14 protein-coding genes are annotated in these 17,156 nt (G+C 51.6%); 4 read left to right on the top strand and 10 right to left on the bottom strand.

All coding sequences use genetic code 11. The features are described 5' to 3' along the window. Window position 1: 1 nt before the first annotated feature. From T458_RS0128325 to gpr, 5 genes are all read right to left on the bottom strand, one after another. A complete protein-coding gene (locus T458_RS0128325; RefSeq protein ID WP_031305381.1) occupies window positions 2-976 on the bottom strand; it encodes an ABC transporter ATP-binding protein in 975 nt (324 codons plus the stop codon). An 18-nt stretch (window positions 977-994) separates the two neighbouring features. Further along, window positions 995-1,963: an ABC transporter ATP-binding protein gene (locus T458_RS0128330; protein ID WP_031305382.1), complete on the bottom strand. Its 969-nt coding sequence runs from the start codon at window positions 1,961-1,963 to the stop codon at window positions 995-997. A gap of 278 nt (window positions 1,964-2,241) precedes the next feature. After that, window positions 2,242-2,550: a DUF3679 domain-containing protein gene (locus T458_RS33180; protein ID WP_023554812.1), complete on the bottom strand. Its 309-nt coding sequence runs from the start codon at window positions 2,548-2,550 to the stop codon at window positions 2,242-2,244. 6 nt (window positions 2,551-2,556) lie between these two features. Continuing rightward, window positions 2,557-3,750 (bottom strand): stage II sporulation protein P, encoded by a 1,194-nt coding sequence (spoIIP, locus tag T458_RS33185; RefSeq protein WP_023554813.1) that lies wholly within the window; start codon window positions 3,748-3,750, stop codon window positions 2,557-2,559. A 148-nt stretch (window positions 3,751-3,898) separates the two neighbouring features. After that, window positions 3,899-4,999: a GPR endopeptidase gene (gene gpr / locus T458_RS33190; protein WP_023554814.1), complete on the bottom strand. Its 1,101-nt coding sequence runs from the start codon at window positions 4,997-4,999 to the stop codon at window positions 3,899-3,901. 159 nt (window positions 5,000-5,158) lie between these two features. On the opposite strand from gpr, the gene rpsT reads away from it, so the two are divergent. Beyond that, window positions 5,159-5,434, top strand: a complete 276-nt coding sequence (gene rpsT / locus T458_RS33195; RefSeq protein WP_023554815.1) for a 30S ribosomal protein S20 — start codon at window positions 5,159-5,161, stop codon at window positions 5,432-5,434. 47 nt (window positions 5,435-5,481) lie between these two features. Here the strand turns inward: rpsT and holA are convergent, their stop codons facing one another. The 4 genes from holA to T458_RS33215 form a co-directional block, all read right to left on the bottom strand. Beyond that, window positions 5,482-6,531 (bottom strand): DNA polymerase III subunit delta, encoded by a 1,050-nt coding sequence (gene holA / locus T458_RS33200; RefSeq protein ID WP_023554816.1) that lies wholly within the window; start codon window positions 6,529-6,531, stop codon window positions 5,482-5,484. Between the two features lie 250 nt (window positions 6,532-6,781). Further along, window positions 6,782-7,699, bottom strand: coding sequence for an anti-sigma factor family protein (locus T458_RS33205; RefSeq protein WP_023554817.1), 918 nt, complete (start codon window positions 7,697-7,699; stop codon window positions 6,782-6,784). Next, window positions 7,699-8,244: an RNA polymerase sigma factor gene (locus tag T458_RS33210; protein ID WP_023554818.1), complete on the bottom strand. Its 546-nt coding sequence runs from the start codon at window positions 8,242-8,244 to the stop codon at window positions 7,699-7,701. Before T458_RS33210 ends, T458_RS33205 begins: the two co-directional genes overlap by 1 nt. A 54-nt stretch (window positions 8,245-8,298) precedes the next feature. Next, window positions 8,299-10,680, bottom strand: a complete 2,382-nt coding sequence (locus T458_RS33215) for a DNA internalization-related competence protein ComEC/Rec2 (protein WP_023554819.1) — start codon at window positions 10,678-10,680, stop codon at window positions 8,299-8,301. A 199-nt stretch (window positions 10,681-10,879) separates the two neighbouring features. Here T458_RS33215 and asnB point away from each other — a divergent pair, with 199 nt between their 5' ends. The 3 genes from asnB to comER all read left to right on the top strand — a co-directional run bounded on the left by asnB (window position 10,880) and on the right by comER (window position 14,564). Continuing rightward, the gene (gene asnB / locus T458_RS33220) at window positions 10,880-12,805 is read left to right on the top strand and encodes an asparagine synthase (glutamine-hydrolyzing) (RefSeq protein ID WP_023554820.1); all 1,926 of its coding nucleotides are present in this window, start codon (window positions 10,880-10,882) and stop codon (window positions 12,803-12,805) included. A 101-nt stretch (window positions 12,806-12,906) separates the two neighbouring features. Further along, the gene (locus T458_RS33225; RefSeq protein WP_023554821.1) at window positions 12,907-13,656 is read left to right on the top strand and encodes a ComEA family DNA-binding protein; all 750 of its coding nucleotides are present in this window, start codon (window positions 12,907-12,909) and stop codon (window positions 13,654-13,656) included. 71 nt (window positions 13,657-13,727) lie between these two features. Then, window positions 13,728-14,564: a late competence protein ComER gene (gene comER / locus T458_RS33230; protein ID WP_035316129.1), complete on the top strand. Its 837-nt coding sequence runs from the start codon at window positions 13,728-13,730 to the stop codon at window positions 14,562-14,564. A gap of 86 nt (window positions 14,565-14,650) precedes the next feature. Here comER and leuS read toward each other — a convergent pair whose 3' ends face one another. Continuing rightward, entirely contained in the window at window positions 14,651-17,068 is a 2,418-nt protein-coding gene (gene leuS, locus T458_RS33235; RefSeq protein ID WP_023554823.1) for a leucine--tRNA ligase, read from the bottom strand. Window positions 17,069-17,156: the final 88 nt, after the last annotated feature.

Consider the following 17,156-nt stretch of genomic DNA (forward strand, 5'->3'; position numbering starts at 1 on the left):
TTTACGCCTGGCTGTATAAATGGCAGGCCACAAAATGACCTTGCTCGACCTCCTGAAACTGGGGGCGAACGGTTGTGCATTCTTCTTTCACCCGGGGACAGCGCGTGTGAAAGGTGCAACCGCTGGGAGGATTGGCAGGACTGGGGACATCCCCTTCCAAAATAATTCTCTCCCGAACAACATCCGGATCTGGGGTGGGCACTGCAGACATCAATGCTTCGGTATAGGGATGCAGTGGATTCGTGTACAGCTGATTGCTGGTAGTCAATTCGACGATCCTTCCGAGGTACATGACTCCGACTCGGTCACTGATATGGCGCACCACACTCAAGTCATGGGCGATAAATAGATACGTCAACCCCATTTCCTTCTGTAGGTCCTGCATGAGATTGAGCACTTGAGACTGGATGGAGACATCGAGCGCCGACACCGGCTCGTCGGCCACGATCAATTTGGGATTAAGCATCAACGCCCGGGCGATGCCGATCCGCTGACGCTGGCCCCCACTGAATTGGTGGGGATATCGCCTTGCGTGATAACTGCTGAGACCGACGACTTCCAGCATCTCAGCCACCCTTTTTTTTCGTTCAGCCGAGGTTCCCTTCTTATGTACGATCAATGGTTCTTCCAGAATCTTCTCAACATTGTGACGAGGGTTTAGCGAAGCAAACGGATCCTGGAAAACAATCTGCATATCGCGCCTTATTCTGCGCAGGTCATCGTGCTTCAGCTTCATGACATCAACGCCATCAAAGCGAATTTCACCTGAAGTTGGCTCAATGAGACGGAGCAAGGAACGGCCCGTCGTCGATTTGCCGCAGCCGCTCTCCCCTACCAAACCGAGGGTCTCCCCTCGTTTGACGGAAAACGAAATATCGTCAACTGCTTTGACCATGCCTATTTCCCCACCAAGAACACCGCCTGTGATGGGATAGTATTTTTTTAGATTGGAAACTACCAGAAGTTCTTCAGTCACCTGCATGCTCCTTTCGGGTTAGACACTTAGCCAGCAACGGGAGCGATGGTTCTCTTCCACGGCAATCAGCTCCGGCATTTCTTGTCGGCAGCGATCCATCGCCTGCTCGCAGCGCGGCGCAAAACGGCAGCCGGCAGTCAGCGAGCCTGGAATCGGCACATTGCCCGGGATGGAGTACAGCCTTTCCTGGGATTCTTCCAGCTTCGGAAGCGAATTCAGAAGCCCAATCGTATAGGGGTGCTTGGGGTTTTTCAGAATGGTCCGTACGTCGCCTTCCTCTATCACATTGCCGGCATACATGACTACGACACGATGGCACATTTGCGCAACGACTCCGAGATCATGCGTAATCAGCAAAACGGCGGTATCGGCTTCTTGGTTCAACTGTCTCATCAAATCGAGAATCTGCGCTTGAATGGTCACATCCAAAGCGGTGGTAGGCTCGTCCGCAATCAGCAATTCTGGATTGCAGGCCATCGCCATTGCAATCATCACACGCTGCCGCATCCCGCCTGACAGCTGATGGGGGTATTCGTCCACGATGGCTTCGGCGCGGGGGATTCCTACCCTTTTCAACATCTCTACTGCTTTTTGCCGCGCTTCTTTTTTACTAGTTTTCGTATGTAAGCGGATTGCTTCACCAATCTGATCGCCGATGGTGAATACGGGGTTTAGCGAGGTCATCGGCTCCTGGAAAATCATCGCGATTTCATTGCCGCGAATCTCTCGCATCCGTTTTTCACTGGCCAAGACCAGGTCCTCTCCTTTAAAACGAATCGCGCCCCCCACGATCTTTCCGGGAGGATTCGGAACCAGTTTCATGATGGATAACGAGGTTACGCTTTTTCCGCAACCTGATTCGCCTACGATGCCCACTACTTCACCTTTATGTACCGTGATCGAAACACCATCTACTGCGGGTACCTGACCACGATCCGTGAAGAAGTGCGTTTGCAGGTTTTCGATCTGAAGCACTGGCTGAGACACTCGGCGCACCTCTTTCATCGTTATATTGTTGTTGATTACAAATATTTACTGACATTATGCCATCTGTTCTATATTTTGGCAATAATTAAATTTCTCATTAATATTTTTTTTATAAATTTTCGGATAATTATAATGAAGACTCTCATCTTGAATTTGCTCCCCGCTTTTGATTGATCAGGATTGGTTTTCCACGATATTCCAAATAGGAAAGACCTGCCGTAGCAGGCCTTTTGTCTCTATGCCATTCTCCCTACTACCAATTTAACGGTAAAGCAGTTTTATGGTTCAAAGAAGCCCCCTACCCACTCTACTAACACCTTCGCACTGTTTTTGACAGACCCTCCCAACGTCATCCCCATATTGCTGACGTAATTAACCATTTGATCGGGAGAAGCAGTCTGGACATTTTTCCCCATTACGGCAATCTCCATCTGCCCTTTATCTACTTGTTTAATATAGAAGGTTTGTGGTTGCTGCTGCGGCACTCCGCTCACTTTGGCGATTCCTCTCTCCGCTGTTTGCAAGCCTAAAACTACACCAATCAACAGAATCACCAGCATTCCGGTCAATTTGAATGTCACATTCATGTCCAGTCACCTCTTCGCAGGCTCTTCAGCCACTGGATTGGCCACTTTCTCCGCCTTGAAGTAATAGGCTGCGAATACATCCGCCAAAGCTTCTGCCGTATTCAAGCACTCCTCCAAGGTGTTTTCGGTGCCACCTATTTCCATTAACAGGCTACCCGAAGAGATAGACTGGTTATACTCGCCATGATCGGATTTATCGCCTTTTTCCATGACACCGCGTGAAAGTTCCGGATACATTTCTTCCAGCAGCTTGTGAAGCTCTGTCGCAAACGCTTCGTTCTTCTGGTGATTCTTGTTTCGCTTCCCAATAACGAACAGCACACGGGCGTACTTTTTGCCTTTGATCGTGGCCGTTGTTTGCTCTCGAGGCGCGGTATCCCGATGCAGATCGAAAAAGTATTCCAGTTCCCGATGCTCCTGGGCGGCTGCTTTCACAACCTGGAGAGACTGAGCGTAGGAAAGGGCGTAATTCATTTTCTTGTCCAGCAGTTGCTGGTAAATGTCATCGGTGTTTACCTCTGATCCTACGCCGCGTTCGTTCAATGCGTCCGAGAGGTGCTTGCTGACCAGTGTAATATTGCGGGTCGGATGATCCAGGGAAGACCCGACGTACTTCGTCTCGCTGACCCATGACTCCCTGTTGTGGGAGGTGTAGACAAACACGACTTTTTTGTCGGCGGGATTGGGAATCGTGCCCGGTTTATTTGTGGGCTCTTCTGGTTTGGCCTCGGGTTGGGCGGTTTCCGTGTCTGGATCATCCACCGTTGATTGGGAAGGAGTGGTTGCCTGAGCATCGATCACCTGCTTGGGATGAGGAGGATATTCCACATACAAGTCGGCTAATCTTGCGCCCTTCCCTTCTACGATAAACCGCGCATCATCCATGGTCATCATGCCGGGCAGCTCCCTGCCGAGCAAGCTGCGCAAATCGCCGGGATGGATACTCGTCGCCAATTGAAACAGAAAGCCCGTCACACTGTTAGGCGCTTGATCTCCCTGTACCGTTTCGTTCAGTGTCGGTATCTCCCGTCCCATCCACGTCAACAAGGCAAGGCTGGAAATCTGCGATGCGGCCTGTTGCACTGTAGTAGAGGCGATCACAAGCCGGTTGTTGCTAAAGGACAGCACGCCTGTCAACAAAAATAAAAAGGCGGTCATAAACGAAAGGACTACAAACTGGCGCTGTATGAGGGCAGCCATCTGTCTCACTCCTCTGGCTGTAGCTTTGACAGCGGAGCGCATCCGGCTCTCACGCTTGTCTATGCTTTAACCTATGAGGGTCATAGAGACGATAGAACCCCTTTCTAGCTTTTCTCTCTCGCGCTAGTCTCCCTATTCACTAGGAAGTCTAGTGGGTGTAGGCGGCGCTGTTTTCCTCATCTACGGCTCGGTGCAACGAGCGGTTCAACCCTGTAGCAACCACATTGGATACACCTTCGATGAAATCATCCACTTCTTTCGGAGTGACGATCAAATCCTGTCCAAGCGGTCGCAGCACCTCGTGAATCAATTGTCTTTTCTCTTCTTCTGGCAAGGAGCCTACCAACCCCATGAAGGTTTTGCGCGATTCCATGTCAGGCAAGTCCTCTTCTGTGTATGGCTCCTTGCGCTCTGGCAGCGTACTCATCGACAGCCTGTTGAAAGCTCGATTGCTCTCTGCCATGGATTGTCCAAAATGACCGAGCAAGTAAGTAATGGCGTCGTTGACGATCGTCGAGGCAAATACGACCGTCGGAACCCCGATTGCTATCACGGGAATACCCAAGGTCTCCTGATCAATGGCCTTGCGTTTGTTTCCGACACCCGAACCCGGATGGATGCCGGTGTCAGAGATCTGGATCGTCGTGTTGACGCGATGCAGCGCCCGGGATGCGAGTGCATCCACACAGATGACGAAGTCCGGTTTGCTCTTTTCCACAACGCCGAAAACGATCTCGCTAGTCTCAATTCCCGTGATCCCCAACACCCCGGGGGAAAGGGCGCTAACGGGACGATAACCATCCCCAACAGTCTCAGGTGCGATCTGGTACAGATGCCGGGTTACCAGCAGGTTTTCGACTACCATCGGACCGAGTGCATCCGGCGTGACATTCCAGTTGCCCAGCCCTACGACCAATGCCTTGTGTTCTTCCGTGATACCTAGCTCTTTCAGAAAGCCCCCGAACTCGACAGCGAATCGCCGTATCACTTGCTCTTCCACGCTTGTATCGTTGTTGCGCAGCTTTGGCACTTCAATCGTCAAATAGCGGCCCGGCAGCTTTCCCAGCTTTTTGCCCGCTTCCTCTGTCTGGACGTGCAAGCGGGTGACCATAATGCCAGGCTCGCTATCATCCGCCTGCAGCCATACCCCCGGGATGTCGCTCTCGTTGTGCTGCCTTGCCAGCTCGTGTGCCTCCACAGCGAGATCAGTTCGTATCGAATAGCCTGACAGATCGATATCATGTTCCACTTCCCATCTGCCCCCTTCTCTCCATTTTGTTCCTGCTACTAGGGTGCTTGAATCGCTCAATTTTATTCCAAATCCTCTTCTTGCAAATGGGTACTGCGCATGCTAGAATTACTTTGTTGTATGACTGTATGTCTATGGTCGTCTAAGGAGGTGACACACATGCCAAACATTAAATCCGCGATCAAGCGCACCAAAACAATTGAAAAGCGCCGCGCACACCGTGCTTCTCAAAAGTCTGATCTGCGCACTTCCCTGAAGAACTTTGAGAAAGCCGTGGCTGCTTCTGATGTAGCATTGGCGAAATCGACTCTTCTGGTGGCTGTGAAAAAGCTGGACAAGGCCGCTTCGAAAGGTCTCATTCATAAAAACGCAGCAAACCGTCAAAAATCCCGTTTGATGAAAAAGCTTAACGTTCTGAGCGCTCCTGTAGCGTAAGAGAACTGCGTAAGCAAAAACCCGCGAACATTCGTTCACGGGTTTTTTTATGCCTGATATTGGCTGCTCCTCTGCCGCTCTTCGTGGGCGCGCGTAATGAACATCTCCAGGGCGAGCAGCTTGTCCACCTGGCCAGATTTGATCCGGAAATCCTCCTCTGCCAGAATCCCCAGCAGTTTTTTCAATGATCCTTCCGAAAAATGACGCGCTTGCTCCGTCGCCTTTTTCACTGCATAGGGATGAATTTTCAGCATTCCCGCCAGCTGCTGCTGGGAGTATCCACGCGGCGACCATTGACGAATGTGCAGGAGCAGGCGAAATTGGCGGGCAAACAACGCGAGCAGCTTGATTGGCTCTTCCCCCGTTTTTATACAGTCGTACATCATCCGCAATGCTCTGTCGATTCTGCCCATCGCTACGTGCTCGATCAGGGCAAAAACATCCTGCTCCAGCGTGCGAACAGCCAATTTCTCGATGCTTTCGTCGGTAATCTCTCCGTTCGTGCCGACGTACAGCGCAAGCTTTTCCAATTCCTTGTCCAGCAAGCGGAGTTCACCACCCACTCGCTCCACGAGTTTGATCGCCTCTGACCGCTGAATACGGGCCTGATACGTTTCTGCTCGCCGCTCCACCCAGCTGTACAGATCTGCATCCTTCAACTGTAAAAATGGGAGCAGCTTGGCTTTTTGCTGTAAAGTCTTAACCAGCTTTTTGCGCTCATCCAGTTTATCCGCGTCTGTAATGAGGATCAACGTCGTATAGGACGGCGGATTTTGCAGATAGGCAAGCAGAGCATCCGGATTGCTTTCGATTTTCGCTGGCGGTTTGCTGCCCGTCAAAAAATAGGCTTGTCTGGCAATGATGAGCCGGTGTTCCCCCATAAAAGGCAAGGTCTCTGCATCCTGCAAAATATCAGCCAAGGGGGTCTCCGTACAATCATATATGCTGAAATTCAAATCACTGAACGCCGGATCGATCATTTCGCGCCGGGCCAGAGCCACAAATTCTTCCGCGAGATAGGTTTCCGGTCCAAAAAGGACATAGACAGGTGCAAATTGCTTTTGCCGGATCTCACGAATCTCCGCATGTAATGGCACGAATATCGACTCCCTTCTCTTCCGGCATTATTATACCATATTGACATTTCGTCAGAAGAAAAAACCGCTGCCTGAACGGCAGCGGTTTGGTATCGTTGGCACCTCTATGTAAACGTTGGGGGAAGAGCCCCGGGATGTATCCTCCCCAAACGGTAAGCAGGGGGTGCTTGATACTATACTATACGCACGATTCCCCTTGCCGGTGCCGGTCCATCAGTTGAAAGCCACATTTCATCTGATGCCTGTTTTTTCAAGCTAAACTTGTACGCCCGTATTCACGCGAGGATTTCTTTTTCCCCATTTCTTTATCATCGTCGTGGTCATCGTCACGGTCGTCATCTCGATCGTCTCCGTCATCTTTCTTGTTATCCTTCTTCTTCTTCTCTTTTTCGTCCTCTTTGGATTTCTTCCCTTTGTCATCATCGGATTTCTCCTCCAGGCCGAAAGGAAATGCCGGTGGCTTTGGTTCCCTTGGCACTGGCTTTGGAGGGACCATGACAGGTACGGAATCAGCTGGTTGGCCAACCTTGGCCGGTGGCGGTTCCGGAGCTTTCGTTACCGGTTTGGAAGGAGTCTGGGCTTTTTTCTGCTGCTTCGGCGGCTGTTTCGTTTCCTCCTGTACAGGCGGCTCCTCACCCTGTTCGGGAAGAGGTGTAGGATTAGTGCTTGGTTGGGGAGCAGGCGGCCCGATAATAACAGGCGGTTCCGCAGCCGGCGGAGCGACAATCGACCCCTGGGTAGCGGGATCTATCTGCTCGTTTGCTTCCTTTCCGATGAGCATGACGCCTAACAATAGACATGCAGCCACGGCGGTGCTCCCGATTCGCGCAAACCAGACAGTCTTGTTTTTCCACTTTCTCGGTTCGGAAGGCGAAGCTGGCTTGCTTTTCACTTCCAGGGTTGGCAGGACTCCCGCATTCAGATCGGCTTTTGCAGCAGGTGTGGCCACTGCTGACTCCAGCTTCGGCAAGATCGAATCCACGATGCTGATGGAGGGGACGACTGGGGGCAGCTGCTCTAATTGAAGAGACACGCTTTTCAAACGATTGTACTTTTGCTGCAAGTCGGTATCTTTCTCGAGAAGGGCAAACAATGCTCTTTGCTCGTCAGGAGACAAATCTCCGTCGAGATCCCGCTGCATCCATTCCCATATCTCTGTGTTAGTCATCAACCGATCCCCCCTTTCTGGTAGTCGTACAACAGCTCCTGCAACTGTTGTCTGGCCCGAAATAGATACGACTTTACCGTATTCAACGGCAATTCAAGCGTTTCCGCAATTTCCTGGTAGGAAAAATCCTCCAGATAGCGGAGTACTACCACCACTCGGTACTGCTTGGGCAGTTTCCCAATGGCTTCTTGGATGTCATGAGACAATCCGGTGAGAAGGATTTCGTCTTCTACGTTGTTTCGATCAGGTATAATCATCTCGTGCTCGTCTATCGAGACCGTCTCTTTTTTCGCGCGAAACTTATCCATACAAACATTGCTGACGATTCGCTGTACCCAGGTAGAAAACTTCGCCTTTTCCTGGTAGGTATCCAACTTTCGGTAAATGCGAATCAAAACTTCCTGGGACGCATCCAAAGCGTCCTGTTCATTGCCCAAGATATAATATGCGCTGCGGTAAACGGAGGTCTCAATAGATCGAAGCAGTTGAACAAGCGCCTCATGATCCCCGGTTTGCGCTAACCTGATCAGCTCTGCTTCCGGCATATTCTCTTCTCCCCCCTACAGACGGGTCGCTGCTAAAAAAGGTTGCAACCATATTTATGTATCGGCTAATTGGGTCTTCCATGATATTCCTTTAGATGAAATCGTAAGGGTAACTGCTCCGTGTCGATCCGTACGGAAGAGATTCGTTCCGTGCTTTGCAAAACGCTCCAGTACTTCCGGTGAAGGATGTCCATACCTGTTGCGTTGACCGGCGGAAACAATCGCATAGCGAGGTGCTGTCGCTGTCAGAAAGGCTTCTGTGCTGGAAGTCTTGCTCCCGTGATGTGCGACTTTCAATACATCAATCACTGGAATGCCATTCTCAAGCAGCATATTCTCCCCGTCCGCTTCGATATCCCCTGTAAACAAGACTGTATTGCCGTACGCCGTAAGCTGCAGTACGACAGAAGCGTTGTTGCCGGAGTAACCGGCGCTTCGTCCCGGATGAAGCCACTTCCACTCTACTCCAGGCATGTCTGTCCAACTCATGCCTGGCTCCCCGGACCAAATCGGCACACTCTGCGCCTGAAACCGGGCTAGCAGCTCCAGTTCCTTCGCTTTTGAGGTCGTCCCGTTCGTCAACACAGCTCCAAACGTAATTCTCCCCAGGAGTGCGTCCATTCCTCCAATGTGATCCATGTCGCCGTGAGTCAGAACGACTCTGTCCACATGCGTGATTCCCCTCGAACGCAAAAAGGGGAGTACGACATCCTTGCCTACCTCGTAAGGATCCCGTTTTTCGCGCCACGGCTCCCGGATTTCCCACGCGGTTTTTCCACCCGCATCCATTAAGTATACCTTCTTTTGACCAACTTCGACAATGATAGAATCCCCTTGCCCTACATCCAGGTACGTAATTCGGACTTCATTATGCCCGGAAAACGGTTGCCTCGCTACGATGATCAAGCCGGCCAAGACGATCAGATAGAGGATCATGTCCCGTCTGCGATGATACCCGAGATCCCATAATTTGGGCAGCAAAAGTAAAAAGATACCATACCCGATCAGCCACCACCAATCCGGGTGCGGCCAATGCGTGTAAGGAAGCCGCATATTTTCCAAAGCGAACAAGGGGGCATGCACCCATTCCAACAGCTGCGTGGATAACCAGACAGGCACAGTCGCCAACGCCGGATGCAGGGTGCCGAAAAGAAGCGCGATATACCCCAGCGGCAATACTAGGGACGAAAGAAGAGGCGTCGCCAGGAGATTGACGAGCCAGGACCACGGAGAAAATTGATGAAAATGATAGACCACAAAAGGAAAAGAGACCATCTGCGCCGTCATGGTGACTGCAAGCAGGGTACGCAGCCAAACAGGCGTCTGCCCGCCTGCATACAAGCAATACGGGACATATCGGATCAAGCCGAGCGTAACGGCGAAGGACAACTGAAACCCTACATTCCAAAGCTGATAGGGATCGTAGAGGAGCATGACAATCAAAGCGCCTGCCCATACCTCCCGGCCGTCCAGCCGCTTGTTCCACACCTGACAGGCAAGGGCGACCCCTCCCATTAACCCGGAGCGCACAGCCGAAGCGCTCGCCCCTACCAGCATCACATAGCCGATAATGAAGAGAACGGTCGTCACCAATGCGTGCTTGCGATTGATCCCGATGCGCTCAAGCAGCCACATGAACATGCTGCTAACCAGCGTCACATGCAAGCCTGAGATCGCCAAAATATGGCTTAATCCCAGCTCAGAGTACATTTCTCCCCACTCTACAGCGACATCCTCTCTGACCCCAAGAAGGAGAGATTTCATATAACCAGCCGTTTTTGGGTCCCCGAACAATTCATCGACCCGGTTCGCTGCTTTTGCCTGCCAAGACTGAAAAAAGCTCCAGATTCCGGAGCCTGTCGAGGTCCACTTTATGTCCGCATAATTTGCTTCTGCCGTTACATGTACGCGCTGGTAGTAGAGGTATTGCTTGTAATCAAATGCGTGCGGGTTGCGGGCAGTCGCGGGCAGCGCAAGTTGGACCGGGGCGACGAAGGTGCCGCCGTGTCTCCATGTTTCCACTTGCTTGGCCTCGGTTTCTGTATCCAGCTTGACGCGCAGAGCGACTCTTTCTTTGCCGGGAATATCGATCCAGCTTCCGTTTTTTTCTTTCCACGCCGACAGGAAGACAAACATCCTGGCCACGTCGCCGTCGCGCTGGACGGGTGCTTGCAGCTCGCCTTTCGCCCAAACAACCTTCTCGTCAGCTGCCAGTGGCTGCAATGAAGATCGGTGGAAAAATTCGTACCCGGTAAAATAGAGACCTGCTAGAATAGTGATCAGAAGATAGAGGGTCAGCCAGCGACGCTTGGGCTGGGGAAGCAATCGGCATACAGACAGCCAGATGCCTGCCGCAGCAAGCATCCATGCCGAATGTAGATACGCTGCTAGCAAATAGCCTGCAACGAGTGAAATACCCGCACCTAGTATCGTCAATCTGCTCCCCCCGTCCCTTGTCGAAAACTTCTTTTCAAATCGAAGTTTAGCTCGTTATCCCGGGACAAAAATAGGAAGTAGAAAGCCCTTTTACCCATCGATTTTCCGACATTTTCAGGTCATTTGGAGAGATTGCGCTGGCACTCGATCTTATGATAGAGTTAGCAAGAGCAATCAGTGAGAGGAAGAGTCATTTCATATGTGTGGAATCGTATCGCTCTATAACAAGCGGCAAGCGCCTGTTCAACAAGAAACAATCAGCGCGATGACAGGTGTCATCCTGCACCGTGGTCCAGACGACGATGGTTTTCATCTCGAAGAAAACATCGCCCTGGGCTTTCGTCGTTTAAGCATCATCGACGTGGAAGGCGGGCATCAACCCCTGTTCAACGAGACGCGTGATATGTGGATTATCGGCAATGGAGAAATATATAACTACAAAGAACTGCAGCAATGGTTGAAGGATTCCGGACACATCTTCCAAACCGATTCTGATATTGAAACGATCCTGCATCTCTACGAAGAAGTAGGGACAGATGCGCCGAAGCATCTGCGCGGCATGTTCGGTTTTACCATCTGGGACGGACGCAAAAAACGGCTGTTCGGCGCGCGCGACCACTTCGGGATCAAGCCTCTTTACTATGTTGAAACCGCTGATTCCATCGGGATCGCAAGCGAGATCAAAAGCCTTCTGGAGCTGCCAGGGTTGAAGCGCGAAGTCAATCCTACAGCTTTTTACCACTATCTTACCTTTCAATACGTCCCTGATCCCGAAACGATGTACAAGGGGATCTATCGCATTCCCCCAGCCCATTCGTTTATTGTGGAGCAGGATCAAATCACCCTGGAACGCTACTGGGACGTTCACTTTCAGCCTGATGAGGGCAAATCCTTTTCCTATTTTGTCGAGGGCACACGCAACATCATGCTGGAATCCATCGACAAGCATCGAATCAGTGAAGTGCCCCGGGGAGCCTTTCTTTCCAGCGGCGTAGATTCAAGCAGCATCGTAGCCATGCTGCGCACGTTTGAACCTGTCAAAACCTTCTCCGTCGGCTCGGATATTCCTGGATACAGCGAGCTGGACTTCGCCAAACGGACCGCTTCTTTTCTCGGCACGGAACATCACGAGCTGGTCGTTAATGCCCAGCAGTACATGGATGAACTGCCCAGACTTATCTGGCATCAGGACGAACCCGTCGCAGACCCATCTGCGATTCTACTCTACTTTGTGGCAAAGCTGGCAAGTGAGCATGTGACTGTAGTCTTGTCCGGTGAAGGGGCCGACGAATTTTTTGGCGGCTACAATATCTACCGCGAGCCCCAGTCCCTGAAAATGTTTTCCGGAATGCCCGGTTGGATGCGCCACTCCATCGGATCCTTGGCTGAACATCTGCCGGACCAGGTAAAAGGAAAAAATTTCCTGATCCGCGGATCAAAAACCGTGGAAGAACGCTTCTTCGGAAACGCCCTGATTTTCAGTGAAGAAATGAAAAGACGCGTGGTCATGGAGGATATTGCCAACTCCAGCTCCTACATCTCGCCGTTTTCGATCACCAAGGAAATTTACAAGCGGGCCAGCGAGTATGATGACGTCACCAAAATGCAGTATCTGGATATTCATACCTGGCTGCGCGGCAACATCCTGATGAAGGCTGACAAGATGACGATGGCCAACTCGCTGGAGCTGCGCGTTCCGTTCATCGATACGAAGGTGTTTGAATTCGCGGCGACGATTCCCACGAAATACAAGATCGCGAATGGCACGACCAAGCATGTGTTGCGCGAAGCCATGAAGGACTTCTTGCCTGCGGAAATCAAATCTAAAAAGAAACTGGGCTTCCCGGTTCCTACCCGCACCTGGCTGAAAAGCGAATTCTACCAATGGGCCAAGGAATTGATTTTCGAGTCCAAGGTAGACAACCTGATCAACAAGGCATATGTGCTGTACATGCTGGACGAACACCGAGAAGGAAATGCGGACTACAGCCGTAAAATCTGGACGATTCTCGTCTTCATGCTGTGGCATCAGATATTTATCGAGCAGCGCTATACCTTTGACCCGTACGTGAGTCCCAATGTTGACTTGAGACGCAAGAAAAACAGTTTGCAGCACATTGGGTAACCCCGTTTGTCCCAGATCATATTTGCAGCCCCCCTCTTTCTTTTCGTAGCATCTGTGGTAGAGATACCCTGCAGATGTACGTCAAGGAGGAGGGGGTTTTATTGTTGTGGGAATGGTGGCAGCGCTATCGACGGCTGATGATGATTGCGGGATCATTGCTTTTTTTGGCGGGCAGCGTCTGGCTCTATACATGGGATACCCAAGAGGCAAACGAGGATTGGCCGCTTTCTCCCGTGATCGTGCATGGCAAAGAAGTGCAAACGCAGACGCTCTTACAGGAAGATGAAGATCCCTCGGAAAAGCAAAATGAGAAGAAAAAGGATGAATCCACACCTGCAGCCGAGAAATCGGTCGCCCCGTCCCCCATCTATGTCGATGTGAAGGGACAGGTGCAGCAGCCGGGCTTGTACGAGTTGAAAGCAGGTATGCGGGTAGCGGATGCCATCTCTTTGGCAGGAGGTTCTCTTCCTGATGCAGACCTGGATCAGATTAATCTCGCACAGCCTCTGACGGATGGCGCCGCGGTTGTCATTCCAAAAAAGTCCGCCCGATCAGACGGACTATCGGCAGTTCGTCCCCTTCCTGGCATGCTGCCGCAGCTCTCCGCGGACGCGACAGGAGTCACAGGCACTGGCAGTACCTCTGCCCAGGCAGACAGCCGCGTAAACCTCAACACCGCCACAGCAGAAGAACTAATGACCCTGCCTGGGATCGGACAGGCAAAAGCTCAAGCCATTCTTGCCTATCGGACAGAGAAACGCCCCTTCCGCACTCCGGAGGAACTCAAAAACATCTCGGGTATCGGCGAAAAAATGTACGAGCGTCTTAAGGACCGGATCCGCGTGCAATGAATGCCAACGAATCGGCATGAACCTCCCTTTCCTGACATATGATGAAATGAATTGTGGAGGGAGGTATGGATTTGAACAGGATTGGTGTTGTAGGAACGGGCAGTATGGGCAGCATCGTGCTGGAAGCATGGTTGAAAGCCAACGCCCTCTCCCCCAGCCAGCTCATCATCAGCAACCGCACCCCTGCAAAAGCCGAGCAATTGGCAGAGAAATACCCTGGCTTGGCCGTCGCACGAGACAATGCTGAGATCGCACGTTCTGCTTCGATACTGGTGCTCTGCGTCAAACCGTTGGAATACAGCCTGATGCTGCAACAGCTCTCATCTGCCCTGACTGAAGACCACCTGCTGATTACCATAACCAGCCCCATCAGATTGGAGCAATTGGAGGCTCAAGTCCCCTGTCCTGTCGCGAGGGTAGTTCCCAGCATCACCAATGCTGCCAGAAGCGGTGTCAGTCTATGTGAATTTGGCTCACGGATTACCGAAGAGCATCGAGAGCGAATTTTTTCCCTGTTCTCAGCAATCAGCCATCCCATCGAGGTAACCGAGGGCTTTTTGCGTGTCAGCTCTGACCTGACTAGCTGCGGGCCGGCATTCGTCAGTTATATCTTGCAGCAAATGATTGAAGACGCCGTAAAGGAAACCGGAATTTCTCATGATGCCGCTACCTATCTGGTATCTCAAATGTTGATAGGCATGGGCGAGCTGCTGCAGCAGGAGTTGTTCACCTTACCGTCTCTCCAGCAGCGGGTCTGTGTCCCGGGAGGCATCACCGGTGAAGGACTGTCTGTCTTGCAGGGCGCCATCCCGGGTGTGTTCGCAGAAGTCTTTCGGCGTACACACGCCAAATTCGCTGAAGACCTCGAACACGTTCAGAGCCAGTGGAGCAGCAAGGTGCCGGATTGACCCTTTTTGGCTCCTGATGAAAAAAGGAGTGGCACCTGCGATAGGCGCCACTCCTTTTACATATGCTATTCTTTTAGGTTCTCCGTTTAGCGAACGACGATGTTAACCAGTTTTCCAGGAACGGCAATCACTTTGACAATTGTTTTGCCTGCGAGGAGTTCCTTGATCGTCTCATTCTCCATCGCCAGTGCTTCCATCTGCTCCTTCGTCGCGTCGGACGCAATCAGCAGCTTCTCTTTGTTTTTGCCGTTTACCTGCAGGACGATCTCAACCTCGTCTTCTACCAGCTTCGACTCGTCGTAGGTCGGCCATGCTGCGTAAGCAATCGTCTCTTTATGTCCCAACTTCTCCCACAGCTCTTCGCCCAGATGAGGAGTGATGGGGGAGAGCATTTTAACGAAGTCTTCCATGTATTTCTTCGGCAATACATCCGCCTTGTAGGCTTCATTGATAAAGACCATCAGTTGGGAGATGCCGGTATTGAAGCGAAGTCCTTCGTAATCCTCCGTTACTTTTTTCACGGTTTGGTGGTAGACGCGTTCCATCGCATTCGGCTTGTCGGTATTTACGATCTTCGGATTCAATTCCCCGTTGTCGTTGACGTACAGACGATAGACACGATCCAGGAAGCGGCGTGCACCGTCCAAGCCTTTGGTGGACCAGGCGATCGAGGCATCCAAAGGTCCCATAAACATTTCGTACAAGCGCAGCGTATCTGCACCATGGCTTTGGACAATATCGTCCGGATTGACGACATTTCCTTTGGACTTGCTCATTTTTTCGTTGTTTTCACCCAGGATCATTCCTTGGTTGAACAGCTTTTGGAACGGTTCCTTCGTCGGTACGACGCCGATGTCGTAAAGGAATTTATGCCAGAAGCGAGCATAGAGCAAGTGCAGAACAGCGTGTTCGGCACCGCCGATGTAAATGTCGATCGGCAGCCATTCTTTCAGCTTGTCTGGATCAGCCATTGCCTTGTCGTTGTGCGGGTCGATAAATCGCAGGAAGTACCAGCAGCTGCCCGCCCATTGCGGCATAGTGTTGGTCTCGCGACGAGCTTTTTGTCCCGTTTCCTTGTCGATGATATTGATCCAGTCGGTGATGTTCGCAAGCGGCGATTCGCCTGTACCGGACGGCTTGATCTCCTTGGTTTTCGGCAAGACGACCGGCAGCTCTTCTTCGGGTACGACTTTCATCGTGCCGTCTTCCAGATGGATGATCGGAATCGGCTCTCCCCAGTAGCGTTGACGGCTGAACAGCCAGTCGCGCAAGCGGTACGTAACTTTGCGGCTTCCTTTTTTGTTTTCCTCCAGCCACTCGATCATCTTGTTGATCGCCTGTTCCTTGTTCAGACCATCGAGGAAACCGGAGTTGATATGTTCTCCATCGCCTGCGTACGCCTCCTTGGAGATGTCGCCGCCGGCAATGACCTGTTTGATCGGCAAGTCAAAGGTTTTGGCAAATTCGTAGTCGCGCTCGTCATGAGCCGGAACCGCCATAATCGAACCCGTTCCGTAGCTGATCAGCACATAATCGGCAATCCAGATCGGCAGGCGTTCGCCATTGACCGGATTGATCGCATAGGCTCCGGTAAAGACGCCCGTTTTTTCTTTCGCCAGATCGGTACGCTCCAGATCGCTCTTGTGCTTCGCTTGTTCCAGATACGCTTCGACAGCTGCTTTTTGTTCACTGGTCGTAATTTTTTCAACCAGCTTATGCTCAGGCGCCAGGACCGCGTAGGTCGCTCCATAGAGAGTGTCAGGACGCGTGGTAAACACAGTGAAGGATTCGTCATGGCCTTCGATGCCAAATGTCACCTCTGCCCCCTCAGAACGGCCGATCCAGTTGCGCTGCATCTCTTTGATGCTCTCCGGCCAGTCCAGCTCTTCCAGGTCGGCCAAGAGGCGTTCTGCGTAAGCGGTAATTTTCAACACCCATTGCTTCATCGGACGACGCTCTACAGGGTGGCCGCCGCGCTCGCTTTTGCCGTCAATGACTTCTTCGTTGGCCAGGACGGTTCCCAAAGCCGGGCACCAGTTTACCGCTACTTCGTCGATGTAGGCGAGTCCATGCTCGTACAGCTTGGTGAAGATCCACTGTGTCCATTTGTAGTAGTGCGGGTCTGTCGTGTTGATCTCTCTGTCCCAATCGTAGGAGAAGCCCAATGCCTTGATCTGGCGACGGAAATTGTTGATGTTGTGCTCGGTGAATTCCGCAGGGTCATTCCCTGTATCTAGCGCATATTGCTCCGCAGGCAGTCCGAAGGCATCCCAGCCCATCGGGTGCAGGACATTGTAGCCTTGCATCCGCTTCATACGAGACAAAATATCGGTAGCCGTATATCCTTCCGGGTGACCGACGTGAAGTCCGGCTCCCGACGGGTACGGAAACATATCCAGGGCATAGAACTTTTTCTTGTTTTTGTCTTCGGAGGTCTTGAAGGTTTTGTTCTGTTCCCAGTATTGCTGCCATTTCTTCTCGACATTTTGATGACTAAAAACCATGGTAAAGCACTCCCATCTCGGAAAAATTAGAAAAACTAGGCTTATCGCCCAAATCCAATGGCGAAAGCTTTCGTTTTTCTTATACTTT

This window comes from Brevibacillus panacihumi W25, assembly GCF_000503775.1.
Lineage (GTDB): Bacteria > Bacillota > Bacilli > Brevibacillales > Brevibacillaceae > Brevibacillus > Brevibacillus panacihumi_A.

What these genes read in the sequence shown, in the direction of transcription:
- leuS (WP_023554823.1), bottom strand. Translation starts at nt 17,068, where the DNA reads ATGGTTTTTAGTCATCAAAATGTCGAGAAGAAATGGCAGCAATACTGG.
- T458_RS33205 (WP_023554817.1), bottom strand. Translation starts at nt 7,699, where the DNA reads ATGACTAACACAGAGATATGGGAATGGATGCAGCGGGATCTCGACGGA.
- T458_RS33210 (WP_023554818.1), bottom strand. Translation starts at nt 8,244, where the DNA reads ATGCCGGAAGCAGAGCTGATCAGGTTAGCGCAAACCGGGGATCATGAG.
- rpsT (WP_023554815.1), top strand. Translation starts at nt 5,159, where the DNA reads ATGCCAAACATTAAATCCGCGATCAAGCGCACCAAAACAATTGAAAAG.
- T458_RS33180 (WP_023554812.1), bottom strand. Translation starts at nt 2,550, where the DNA reads ATGAATGTGACATTCAAATTGACCGGAATGCTGGTGATTCTGTTGATT.
- spoIIP (WP_023554813.1), bottom strand. Translation starts at nt 3,750, where the DNA reads ATGGCTGCCCTCATACAGCGCCAGTTTGTAGTCCTTTCGTTTATGACC.
- asnB (WP_023554820.1), top strand. Translation starts at nt 10,880, where the DNA reads ATGTGTGGAATCGTATCGCTCTATAACAAGCGGCAAGCGCCTGTTCAA.